The sequence below is a fragment of the Burkholderia sp. AU38729 genome (assembly GCF_020419725.1).
GTDB lineage: Bacteria > Pseudomonadota > Gammaproteobacteria > Burkholderiales > Burkholderiaceae > Burkholderia.
The window spans coordinates 446,346-454,466 of sequence record NZ_JAIZQO010000007.1 but is presented as its reverse complement, the minus strand read 5'-3'; the positions used below and the strand labels follow the sequence as shown (position 1 = coordinate 454,466).

The 8,121-nt window shown below is 67.0% G+C and carries 9 protein-coding genes; 7 read left to right on the top strand and 2 right to left on the bottom strand.

Annotated elements, in window-relative coordinates; translation table 11 throughout:
* Window positions 1–424, top strand: a 424-nt coding sequence (gene ccsA, locus LGM56_RS21085) for a cytochrome c biogenesis protein CcsA (RefSeq protein WP_200162067.1), incomplete at its 5' end; no start/stop codon positions are given.
* Between the two features lie 131 nt (window positions 425–555).
* Window positions 556–1,065, top strand: a complete 510-nt coding sequence (locus LGM56_RS21080; protein WP_226206691.1) for a DUF1269 domain-containing protein — start codon at window positions 556–558, stop codon at window positions 1,063–1,065.
* A gap of 123 nt (window positions 1,066–1,188) precedes the next feature.
* On the opposite strand, the gene LGM56_RS21075 is transcribed toward LGM56_RS21080, so the two are convergent.
* The gene (locus tag LGM56_RS21075; RefSeq protein WP_226206700.1) at window positions 1,189–1,812 is read right to left on the bottom strand and encodes a lytic transglycosylase domain-containing protein; all 624 of its coding nucleotides are present in this window, start codon (window positions 1,810–1,812) and stop codon (window positions 1,189–1,191) included.
* Window positions 1,813–2,342: 530 nt separating this feature from the next.
* Between LGM56_RS21075 and LGM56_RS21070 the strand changes: the two genes are divergently transcribed.
* Complete coding sequence (locus LGM56_RS21070; RefSeq protein WP_089494431.1) at window positions 2,343–3,122, top strand: response regulator; 780 nt, start codon at window positions 2,343–2,345, stop codon at window positions 3,120–3,122.
* Window positions 3,123–3,134: 12 nt separating this feature from the next.
* On the opposite strand, the gene LGM56_RS21065 is transcribed toward LGM56_RS21070, so the two are convergent.
* Window positions 3,135–4,253 carry an ATP-binding protein gene (locus tag LGM56_RS21065; protein WP_089494432.1) on the bottom strand — a complete coding sequence of 373 codons (1,119 nt, stop codon included), beginning with the start codon at window positions 4,251–4,253 and terminating at the stop codon, window positions 3,135–3,137.
* Window positions 4,254–4,867: 614 nt separating this feature from the next.
* On the opposite strand from LGM56_RS21065, the gene LGM56_RS36965 reads away from it, so the two are divergent.
* The 4 genes from LGM56_RS36965 to LGM56_RS21045 all read left to right on the top strand — a co-directional run bounded on the left by LGM56_RS36965 (window position 4,868) and on the right by LGM56_RS21045 (window position 8,118).
* On the top strand, window positions 4,868–5,500 hold the full coding sequence (locus LGM56_RS36965; RefSeq protein ID WP_373452537.1) for an SCO family protein: 633 nt from the start codon (window positions 4,868–4,870) through the stop codon (window positions 5,498–5,500).
* 59 nt (window positions 5,501–5,559) lie between these two features.
* Window positions 5,560–6,234, top strand: coding sequence for a response regulator (locus LGM56_RS21055; RefSeq protein ID WP_226206689.1), 675 nt, complete (start codon window positions 5,560–5,562; stop codon window positions 6,232–6,234).
* Between the two features lie 172 nt (window positions 6,235–6,406).
* Window positions 6,407–6,868, top strand: coding sequence for a type II secretion system major pseudopilin GspG (gene gspG / locus LGM56_RS21050; RefSeq protein WP_089494435.1), 462 nt, complete (start codon window positions 6,407–6,409; stop codon window positions 6,866–6,868).
* A gap of 47 nt (window positions 6,869–6,915) precedes the next feature.
* Window positions 6,916–8,118 carry a type II secretion system F family protein gene (locus LGM56_RS21045; RefSeq protein ID WP_226206688.1) on the top strand — a complete coding sequence of 401 codons (1,203 nt, stop codon included), beginning with the start codon at window positions 6,916–6,918 and terminating at the stop codon, window positions 8,116–8,118.
* Window positions 8,119–8,121: the final 3 nt, after the last annotated feature.

The window sequence follows — 8,121 nt, the reverse complement described above, 5'->3', positions numbered from 1 at the left end:
GAAGATCCACGTGCCGGCGAACTTCATCGGCTATGGCAGCTTCGCGCTGTCGGCGATGGTGTCGGTCGCGTACCTGATGAAGGAGCGCGGCGTGCTCGCCGATCGCCTGCCGACGCTCGACGTGCTCCACGACGTGATGGTCAAGTCGATCGCGGTCGGTTTCGCGTTCTTTACGATCGCGACGATCCTCGGCGCGCTGTGGGCCGCCGAAGCATGGGGCGGCTACTGGAGCTGGGACCCGAAGGAAACCTGGGCGCTGATCGTGTGGCTCAACTACGCGGCGTGGCTGCACATGCGCCTGATGAAGGGCCTGCGCGGCACGGTGGCCGCATGGTGGGCGCTCACGGGCCTGCTCGTGACGACCTTCGCGTTCCTCGGCGTCAACATGTTCCTGTCCGGGCTGCACAGCTACGGGCGGCTCTGAGGCGCGCGCGGCGGCGCCTACCGTGTTCTACCCATGCACTTCGGCGAGCATTACCACTACAAGCCGGACGCGTGCCGAACCAGAATGTCTGAAGGGGGATCGCCGCATTGCGCGGTGACGTAGGAGGAGCCATGAGACGGGTCTACTTTCTGTTGCCGACGACGCAATGCGCGCAGTCGATCGTCGGCGAGTTGCTGTCGCTGCGAATCGAGTGGCGACATATCCATTGCCTCGCCAATCACGATGTGATGCGCGACGGGTTGCCGGAGGCGACGCTCGCGCAGCGTAGCGACCTGCTGCCGTCGCTCGCGCGCGGCACCGCCGTCGGCTTCGGGACCGGCATGCTGCTCGGGCTGCTCTTGCTGGTGTTCCCGCCCGACGGCTTGCGGATCGGCGGCGGCGTCGTCGTGGCGATCACGCTGTTCGGCGCGGCCTTCGGCGCATGGGTGGCGACGATGATCGGCGTCGACGTGCCGAGCACGCGCCTGAAGCGCTTCGAGGACGGCATCGAGCACGGTGAATTGCTGATGATGATCGACGTTCCGACCGACCGCGTTCACGAGATCGAGGACGCGATCAAGCTTCACCACACGGATGCGCATCTGCAGGGCGAAGATCCGACCATCCCCGCATTTCCTTGATCGTCGCTCGACCCGTCGGCCGGTGTCACGCCGGCCGCCATGCGCGGCCGCACGCCATCGCTCGATGACGCCGGGCCGCGGATCGTCCGCGCGTCGCCGGCGGCATCGGGTGCCGCCCGCGTTTCAGTTCGCGGTGAGGAGCCGTTTGTAGCGCGCCAGGACGCGCGGCACGTACTCGCGCGTCTGCGGAAACGACGGAATGCGATAACCGGCCCGAATCACGGCGTTCTCCCCGGCGTTGTAGGCAGCGAGCGTGAGTTCGACGTTTTCCTTGAACAGGTCGAGCAGGAAACGCAGATACCGCGCGCCGGCCAGCACGTTGTCGCGCGGATCGAGCATGTCGCCGCCCGAGAAGCGCCGCGCCGTTTCCGGCATCAATTGCATGAGCCCGCGCGCGCCTTTGTCCGAGACCGCCTTCGGGTTGTATCCCGATTCGACGTCGATCACCGCGCGAAGGAGTTCGGGCGGAACGTTGAACGCCGCGCTTGCCTCGGTGATCACGTCCGCGAACGACGACGCGACCGCCGATTTCGGCGCGGCATGCCTCACTGCCGATGCGCTCGGCCCTTCGGCCGCGACGATCACTTTCAGATTGGCCGTGCCGGGCTCGTTGGTCAGGACGATGGCGCCATTGCTCGCTACCGTGCCGTAAATCTGCGCGTGCGCGGCGCACGACCATGCCGAGCCGATTCCCACGCATGCGGCAACGAGCGCTGTTCCCAATACGGATGAAGGGCGGCTGTGCATCTTTCTGGCCTCCTGCATCTGCATTGTCGTTGCGGGTACATCGGATCGGCAATGGGGCGACCTCCTACACTTCGATGCCGCGAAACACCCCCGCGGCGGCGCTGCAAAACTGTTACACAAGTAATGGTCGGTAGCGCCCGATAACCGGGCGAAGTTGACGATTCTTACGCGCAGAAGTTGGTTTCTCCTCAATGCGCGCGTCGTTGCAGCATGAATCGTTTCCTGCGCGGCGGAACGGATCGGATAGTCCCGCTATCCGTAGTCCTACTGATGCGACGCACCACGTCGGAGCGATTCAACCCTGCAACATTCCTGCCATTGCGCGACGTTCGCGCGGGCGCGTGTCCGGCCGGGGTGCCCGCGCGTGGCGCGGTGGCGCGATCCTTGCTCGGAAGACGGACGTGGCCTGTCGCTCGCGAGACGGGGCCATCAGACCGGATCGCGGAACGCAGCGAAGAAATCGTCCGGCACCGTGCAAACGAGGCGTCGAGATCCGACGTGGTGCAAGCGCGGAAAACTTGGGGGAAGCCGTGAATACAAAATGTCGCGTGATGATTGCAGAAGATCACGATCTGCTGCGAAACGGGCTACGGTCGATGCTTTCCGCGCAAGGCGACTACGAAGTCGTCGGCGAGGCGCGCGACGGCAAGGAAGCGTGCCACCTGGCCATGACGCTCGCGCCGGACCTGATCCTGATGGATCTGTCGATGCGCGGGATGAACGGTATCGATGCGAGCGCGACGATCAAGCGGCGGGTACCGACGATCCGCATCGTCGTGCTCACCGTGCATCAGAACGAGGAGTACGTGCGCGAGGCGCTGCGTGCAGGCGTCGAAGGCTACGTGCTCAAGGACGTTTCGTTTGACGAATTGCTGCTCGCGATGCGCATGGTCATGCAGGGAAAGCGGCACCTGAGCGCGGATGTGTACGGCTACATGGTCGACTCGTTCGTGACCGGCCGCGAAACGCCCGCGCCCAAAAAGGCGTGGGACATCCTGACCGCGCGCGAACGCAGCGTGTTGAAGCTGATCGCGGAAGGGCGCACGAACCGGCAGGTCGGCCAGTACCTGAGCCTGAGCCCGAAGACGATCGAGAAGTACCGGGCGAGCATGATGCACAAGCTCCATCTCGCGAATCTGACGGAACTGGTGCTCGTCGCGATGAACATGGGTCTGTTGACCACGCTCGCGGCGAAATGCGCGGAAACGGATGTGGCCGACGTGCCGGCCAGGCCGGTCGACGACGACGTGCAGGTGCCCGACGCCGTCGCGCGGCTGGACGACTATCCCGCTGGCGGCGCGAAGCGCTGAGCGTTGCCGGTATCAGAGCGGCCAGGTTGCCGAGACACGCGTGCCGGTCGTGGCGGACGACTGGATCCCGAACGTGCCGCCGTGCGACTCGATGCGATGCTGCATGCCGATCAGCCCGAGCCCCGCCGAGCGTGCGTCGTCGGTCGCAAGCGGATGGCGCTCGTAGCCGACGCCGTTGTCGTCGATCGTCAGCAGCAGCCCACCGGCATCGTGTTGCAGGCCGAGCACGATTTCGGTGGCCTGCGCATGCTTGACGACGTTGTGCAGCGCCTCCTGCGCGACCCGGAACATGTCCGCTTTCAGATGCTCGGGAATCTCGTCGTCGTCGACGTTGCAATTGAACTCGACCGACAACTGGCTCGCGTCACGCTCGATGCGGCGGCACAGCGACGCGAGCGCGGCCGGCAGCCCGAGCCTGTCGAGCATCGGCGGCTTCAGTTCGCCGCAGATCTGGCGCACTTCGCCGATCGTCTCACGAATCCGCAGCACGGCGACGTCGAGCAGAATCGTCGCGTCGGCGATCTCGCCGCGACGAAGCCGCATGAGCGCGTCCTCATTCATCAGCTTGATGAGCGTCAGTGCCTGGCCGAGCCCGTCGTGCAATTCCGCGGCGAGCCGATGCCGCTCCTTCTGCTGGCCCATCAGCAGATACGTGTGGCACGCATGGACGCCCGCATCGTTGGCCGCGTCGCCGCGTCGTGCGGGCTCGGGCATCGGCGATTCCTCGAACAGCGTCAGCCACAGCCCGGTGCCGGGCAGTGCCTGCCGATAGATGACGAATTGCGCGGGATGGCCGCTTCGCCCGCCGAGCATCGCCGTGAACGAATGTTGCTCGCGCGCGGCACTCGCGGCGAGATTGTCCACGAGCCCGACGTGGGCGTCGTCGGGTGCCAGATCGCGCAGCTGCCGGCCGACGAGTTCGGCGCCCTTGTATCCGAACAGCGCGGCGGTGCTGCGATTGACCGATACGAACGTGCCGTCGTCGGCGAGAATGGCGAGCGCCGCGCCCCGTGCGTCGGTGACGACGGCGCGGCGGCGATCGTCGTGACGAAGCGCACTGCGCAGCTTGCGCATCGCGTCGATCAGATCGAGCAGCCTGATCCTTGGCCCTTCGGGCTGGCGTTCAGTCATGGTGGCTCCCGAGGCGCGTCTTCAGGAAAACGTAAGGTTTCGACCATTCTAGGACGTGACCGATGCGGGCCGCAACATGGGGATTGCGCGTGTTCGTCATAGGGAAACGCCTGCCGCGTGCATTGCGGGATCGTGCCGGGCGGGCATGTCCTACCGGCCTTTGGGGGGCGTCATCCCATGACGCTCTCCGGCAAATTCATGACACTGCATGGGCGGGGCACGGAATTGTCCGCTGCCTCGCTCGTGTCATGGAGGCCGGTATGAACAGGATCGCCAGATCGACGATGGGCGCATTCGTGGTCGCGGGCGTCGCCCTCGCCGCGGCGCCCGCATGGTGCGCGTCCGACGGCGGCGCGATGGAGAACGCCGGCGCAGCGGCGGTCGAAAGCGCGGCGGCGACCGGGAGCGCCACGGACAACCCGGCACCGGAAGCCGTCGACAGTTCGATGGACAAGGACATGCAGAACGGTGTCGAACACGCTGCCGGAAACGCAGCGGACGGCACCGACGGGAATGCCGCCGCCGGCGCGGCGATGCCCGCGCCGGCGCACCCGATGGAGCGCGCGATGGAGCCGGCGAGTGACCCTGCCGCGGCGCCCGCCGCGGGACCCGCGATGGCGCCCCCGACCGACGCTCCCGCGCAGCCCGTACCGGCCGCGCCTGCCGGTAACGCGGTCGACAAGGCCGGCGCACCCGTGAGCGACGGCGCGACGGAAGCCGCGGGCATGCACATGCATCACGCGATGATGCCGGGAACCGTGCACACGATGGTCCAGTATGCGGCGCCGACGGTTCAGCTCGTACGAGACGACGGTCGGACCGTCTTGCTGGCCAAGGAGCTCGACGACGGCCGGCCGGTGATCCTGACGTTCATCTACACCAGCTGCACGACCATCTGCCCGATGATCAGCCAGACGCTCGAGCAATTGCAGGGCGAACTCGGCGCCGACCGCGACAAGGTCCACATCATGTCGATCTCGATCGATCCGGAGGCCGACACGCCGGAGCGGCTCAAGGCTTACGCGGCACGCTTCGGCGCCGGCCCCGAATGGCAGCACTACACCGGGACCGTCGAGGCGAGCGTGGCCGCGCAGCGCGCGTTCAACGTCTTTCGCGGCGACAAGATGAACCACACGCCGGTGACGTTCGTGCGGGCCGCGCCGGGCCAGCCGTGGCTGAGGATCGACGGTTTCGCGACGCCCACCGAGCTGCTCGCTGCCTATCGCGACGTCGTCGCGTCCAACTAGTGCCTGTTCCCGCCGACAGCGGGCCGTGGGTGCCACGTTTCTGCGAGGGAGCGTCGAAATTGGACAACAAGCATCGTGTGCTGATCGTCGAGGATCAGCATCTGTTGCGCGTCGGCCTGAGTCATCTGGTTTCCGAGCTGGCCGACTACTGCATCGTCGGCGCGGCGAGCGGCGGGGTCGAGGCATGTCATCTCGCCGAGAAGACCCGACCCGACCTGGTCCTGATGGATCTGTCGATGCCGGGCGGCAGCGGCTTCGAGGCAATCGCGACGATCAAGCGCAACGTGCCGCATGCGCGGATCATCGTCCTCACGGTTCATCACGGCGAAGACGACGTGAGCGAGGCTTTCGCCGCCGGTGCGGACGGCTACGTGCTCAAGGACTTGCCGTTCGCCGACCTGGTGCGCGAGATGCGCTTCGTGATGCAGGGCAAGTGCGTGGTCAGCCTCGACGCCTATCGCGCCCGCGCCGGCCTGCATGGGTTGCGCGACGCGAACGCGCACAAGGCGCGCTTGTGGAGCGCGCTGACCAATCGCGAGCGCACCGTGTTGCGCCTCGTCGTCGAGGGGCACACGAGCCGGCAGGTCGGCGAGTGCCTCAAGGTCAGTCCGAAAACCGTGGACAAGCACCGCGCCAATCTGATGCGCAAGCTCGGCATCGCCAACCTGACCGGCCTGGTTCATTTCGCGATCGACATCGGCGTGCTCGCGCTGAACGACGACGACCGTGTGTGAATTCCCTCCATTGACGCATCGCCCAACTGGGGGGGATCTACCCATGGGGATGGACGGCACTCCCTACTTCTGGCGCGTACCCGCGTGAACAAGAATGCAATCAACGGCATCCGCGGCGCCGACGCCGCGGGTTGATACAGGGAGGGAAGCCGTGAGCCATGGATCGTCCTCGATGCCGGCCGGCGGGCCGGACCGGCGGCCGCGCGACGAACGAAGCGTGTGCCGCGCACGCGCGAGCCGCGGCTTCACGTTGCTCGAACTGCTTGTCGTGATGGTCATCATCGGGCTGCTGGCGGGGCTCGTCGCGCCACGGTATTTCGAACAGGTCGGCAAGTCGAACGTGAAGGTCGCGCGCGCGCAGATCGTGTCGCTCGGCCAGGCACTGGATCAGTACCGGCTCGACGTCGGTTCGTATCCGACCACCGAGGAAGGGCTCGATGCGCTCGTGAACAAGCCGCAAAGCGCATCGCGGTGGAGCGGCCCCTATCTGCAGAAGGCCGTCCCGGCGGATCCGTGGGATCGGCCCTATCAGTATCGCTCACCGGGCGAACACGGCGACTACGACCTGTTTTCGCTCGGCAAGGACGGACGCGGGGGCGGGACCGGCGAGAACGTGACGATCTCGTCGTGGTAGCGGCGCGGTCAGGGTGCGCGGCGTGAGCAACCGCAAGGAGAGTCGACGTGAAATTCGTGCTGCGGGTATTCGATACGGGCGGGTCGGTGCAGACGCTGCGGATCGACAGCGATTCGCCGGCGAACGCCGCATCGCTCGCGCGCGCGCGCGGCCTGCGCGTCGTGTCGGTCAGCGCGGACGCCGCGCGGCAGCGGCGCGGCACGAACCGGTTCGGGATGCCGCGTGCGCGCTTCGACGTCGACATGTTCGCGCGCGAGCTGGCGGCGCTGCTCGATGCGGGCGTCGGCCTCGTCGACGCACTGCGCACGCTCGGCGGCAGCACCCGGCGCGAAGCGTCCGTCCAGGTGTATCACGACCTGCTGCGGCATCTCGAGGAAGGGCAGGCGCTGTCGATGGCGCTCGAGCACGCGAGCCCGATCTTTCCGCCGGTGCTGGTGGCGTGCGTGAAGGCGAGCGAGCAGACCGGCGGACTGGCCGACAGCCTCACGCGTTATTCGGTCAACAGCGCGACGCTGCGGGAGCTGCGCGCACGCGTCGTGTCGGCGGCGATCTACCCGACGGTGCTGCTGTTCGTCGGCGCGGCCGTCGTGCTGTTCCTGCTCGGCTTCGTGGTGCCGCGGTTCGCCACGCTCCTCGAACACAGCGGGCGCGAACTGCCGCTGATGTCCCGGCTGCTGATGGCGTGGGGCGGCATGGTGCACGCGCATGGCACCGGGCTGGCCGTTGGCCTGGCCGTGCTGGCGGTCGCCGCCGGGCTCGCGCTGCGGCGGCCGGCCCTGCGGATCTGGCTCGCCGATCGCCTGCTGGCGCTGCCCGGCATCGGGCAACACTTCCGCGTGTTCCGCCAGTCGCAGTTCTATCGCACGACCGCGATGCTGGTCGACGGCGGCATTCCCGCGATTCGCGCGTTCGACCTCGCGCGCGGCCTGGTGGGCCGTGCCGATCAAGCCGCGCTCGCAGCCGCGCTCCAGCAGATCCGCAACGGCGCGAAGATGTCCGATGCGATTCAGCAGGCCGGCCTCGCGGACGCGATCGGCTATCGCCTGCTGACGGTGGCCGAAAAGACCGGCGCGCTCGGGCCCGTCCTCGACCGGATCGCCGGATTCCAGGAAGCGCAGGTTTCGCGCACGATCGACCTGATCTCGCGACTGATCGAACCCGCGATGATGATCGTGATCGGCGTGGTGATCGGCGGCATCGTCGTGTTGATGTACATGCCGATCTTCGAGATCGCGTCGAGCATTCAGTAGGCC

Excerpts from the sequence above, each read along its gene's own strand:
- LGM56_RS21065 (WP_089494432.1), bottom strand. The coding sequence starts at position 4,253 with ATGACTGAACGCCAGCCCGAAGGGCCAAGGATCAGGCTGCTCGATCTG.
- gspG (WP_089494435.1), top strand. The coding sequence starts at position 6,407 with ATGCCGGCCGGCGGGCCGGACCGGCGGCCGCGCGACGAACGAAGCGTG.
- LGM56_RS21075 (WP_226206700.1), bottom strand. The coding sequence starts at position 1,812 with ATGCACAGCCGCCCTTCATCCGTATTGGGAACAGCGCTCGTTGCCGCA.
- LGM56_RS36965 (WP_373452537.1), top strand. The coding sequence starts at position 4,868 with ATGGCGCCCCCGACCGACGCTCCCGCGCAGCCCGTACCGGCCGCGCCT.
- LGM56_RS21080 (WP_226206691.1), top strand. The coding sequence starts at position 556 with ATGAGACGGGTCTACTTTCTGTTGCCGACGACGCAATGCGCGCAGTCG.